2 protein-coding genes and 1 rRNA gene are annotated in these 2,766 nt (G+C 51.7%); all 3 read left to right on the forward strand.

Features of this window, described 5'->3' with window-relative positions:
* Nucleotides 1-94, forward strand: a 5S ribosomal RNA gene (gene rrf, locus TRL7639_RS22705); the annotation flags it as partial.
* Nucleotides 95-211: 117 nt separating this feature from the next.
* Nucleotides 212-1,474: a D-arabinono-1,4-lactone oxidase gene (locus TRL7639_RS22710; RefSeq protein ID WP_085798191.1), complete on the forward strand. Its 1,263-nt coding sequence runs from the start codon at nt 212-214 to the stop codon at nt 1,472-1,474.
* Nucleotides 1,467-2,609 carry an alanine racemase gene (locus TRL7639_RS22715; protein ID WP_085798192.1) on the forward strand — a complete coding sequence of 381 codons (1,143 nt, stop codon included), beginning with the start codon at nt 1,467-1,469 and terminating at the stop codon, nt 2,607-2,609. The genes TRL7639_RS22710 and TRL7639_RS22715 overlap by 8 nt, the downstream gene beginning before the upstream one ends.
* Nucleotides 2,610-2,766 lie beyond the last annotated feature (157 nt).

Consider the following 2,766-nt stretch of genomic DNA (forward strand, 5'->3'; position numbering starts at 1 on the left):
GAAACACCCGGTCCCATCCCGAACCCGGAAGTTAAGCACTGCTGCGGCAATGGTACTGCGTCTCAAGGCGTGGGAGAGTAGCTCACCGCCAAACCTAGTAAAATCCAAAAACTCTCAATTCGATGAATACTCACATATGCAAAACTGACGTTAGATCATCCTTGATGATCCAACCCACTTTCATGAATCCTCACTTCAGGGAGGATGAACGATGTGGAGCAATTGGGGTGAAAATCAAACCAATGATTCGCGGATCGAGCAACCAACGTCGTTGGATGCTCTGCGTCGCATAATTTCTGCCGAAGATTCACCCAGAATAGTTGGGGCGGGCCATTCGTTTACACCTTTGGTCTCGGATGCTTCAAGAATCGTCTCGTTACGGAATCTGCCGGACAAACCGTTGCAGATGGTTTCGGAAGACGCTGCCTGGATGAACGCCAACAAAAGGCTAGAAACTCTATCCCCCGAATTGGCAGACCGAGATCTCGCTTTCCGCAACTTGGGGGATATCAACGTTCAAACCCTTGCCGGAGCCGTGTCGACGGCGACACACGGCACGGGTTCGGAATTACCTTGTCTGTCCGCAGAACTGCAGAATGTTAAGATGATGCTGGCTTCGGGCGAGGTGATGAATACCGCCGATGATCCAACGGGCGAGTTGATCCAGGCCGCTCGGGTTTCACTCGGCGCTTTGGGCATATTGCTTGAGGCACAGGTCACTTTGGTTCCGAAATATTTTCTTCGGCGCCGCGTCGAAATGAAGCCAGTCGCCGAAACTTTCGCCGAAATGCATGATCTTTGGGCGACACACAGGAATTTTGAGTTCTTTTACATTCCATGGTCTCAAAAAACACTTCGGATTCGTCATGATCTGGCCCGAGAGCCCAGCGGGAAAGCTCCAATGGATTTGGATAATCTTGCCGTTTACGGACTGCGGTTTGCACGTTTCTTGGGTCGGCTGCACCCAAGTCTTCGACGCCAGGCAATGGCGCTTCTTGCCGCTTTGCAATCCGAAGAAGACTATGTGGAGGAGAGCTGGCGTGTTCTTTGCAGTCAACGAGATGTACGTTTCGTTGAAATGGAATACCACCTCCCAGTTGATGCGGCTGCGGATGTTTTGAGTGAAGTTATCAAGCGTACAGAAACACGTCATCCGGACGTATACTTCCCGATCGAGGTCAGAAAAACCGCAGGAGATACTGCTTGGCTGTCCCCTTTCCAGAGAGGAGCTCGTGTTTCGGTGGCAATTCACACTGCCGCGCGACAGAATTTTTCTGAGTATTTTAAGGATATCGAGCCAATTTTTCTGGCCGTCGGAGGCCGTCCCCATTGGGGCAAGATGCACTCACTAGCATTTTCAGAACTGGAACGGCTCTATCCGGACTTTTGTCGATTCTGTACCCTCCGGGAAAAACTGGATCCAGCTGGAAAGTTCCTGAACGGCTACCTAAGGAAGCTTTTGTCTGATGGATAAAGATGACATTGGTGGCACCGATCTGGCTGAGTTGTCTGCAGCGCTTAAGAAGGGTGGGTTAGACCGGCCTGCCGTCGTTTTGGACCTGGATGCGCTGGATCACAATATCGCAATCCTAAAGAAAACTGCCGATCCTCGCCTGGCTTGGCGCTTGGTCGCAAAATCTCTGCCGTCCGAGCCGTTGATTCGCTATCTTCAGAACGCTTTGGGGACTCGCAAACTCATGGTGTTTTCCGATCCCATGCTGTCTCAGTTGCTTTCGGGAACACCTACGGACGTGCTGATGGGGCGTCCGATGCTTATCAGTTCCGTACGTAGGGTGCTTGGTTGTTATCCAAAGGCCACCCATCAGGTGCAATGGCTGGTAGACAGTTTCGCGCGCTTGGAAGAATACAGAGAACTCGCAGCGGAACTTGGGACACCACTTCGGTTAAACCTTGAGATTGACGTAGGTCTTCACAGGGGCGGTTTCGCAATCGAGGATATTGCCAGGCTGGACACCGCATTTCGGAACTGCAAGGAGCTGAAACTTGCGGGCTTGATGGGGTACGAGCCCCATCTTTCAAAACTTCCATCGGTCCTGGCCGCGGTATCTGAGAAGCGGTTTGAAAAAACCTATGGTGCTTTTGTTCGTTGGGCAAGATCCATGGGTGGAGAGTTCTGTTTCAACACTGGTGGAAGTTTGACGTTCCACAAATACCAATCCGGTGGGTCGATAAATGAGGTCAGCTTTGGCTCGGTGATGGTCTTACCCACAGACTTCAAATCCTCAGCCTCTCTTGGTTTTGTGCCGGCCGCATATGTTGCGACCCCGATCCTGAAGGTTTTGCCCAGCAACCCTTGGCCGGGATTGGACGTCTTGTCTGGCCTACGGCGCCGTACGATGGACGTTGCAATTCAGGGCGGCTACTTCATGGGGGAGCCCATATATCCGTGCAAATTTGGCTACTCAGGGATCTTTGGGCGTTCTAGCAATCAAGAGATCTGGAGCGGTCGATCTAAGGCAGGTTTGGCCCCAGGGGATATCGCCCTTCTTCGCCCTAGCCAAAGCGAACTGGTGCTGAATTCACTCGGCTCGATGTTGGCATATCGGCGCGATCAAGGACTCAGTGAATGGCCGGTATTGCCACATTGAAGATTCGAAATGAGAAAACTGCACTGGTTTGTGGGCGGATTCCGGCGAAGGCTTGTGGCTTTGTGGTTATCTCTCACTAGATGTAGATTTTTGGTCATTTGTGTTGACTGGTTCGGCAAACGGTAGCGTTCACAGTTTACCGTGGAATGAGATGATG

It is taken from the genome of Falsiruegeria litorea R37, from assembly GCF_900172225.1.
GTDB classification, from domain to species: Bacteria; Pseudomonadota; Alphaproteobacteria; order Rhodobacterales; family Rhodobacteraceae; genus Falsiruegeria; species Falsiruegeria litorea.

What these genes read in the sequence shown, in the direction of transcription:
- TRL7639_RS22710 (WP_085798191.1), top strand. Translation starts at nt 212, where the DNA reads ATGTGGAGCAATTGGGGTGAAAATCAAACCAATGATTCGCGGATCGAG.
- TRL7639_RS22715 (WP_085798192.1), top strand. Translation starts at nt 1,467, where the DNA reads ATGGATAAAGATGACATTGGTGGCACCGATCTGGCTGAGTTGTCTGCA.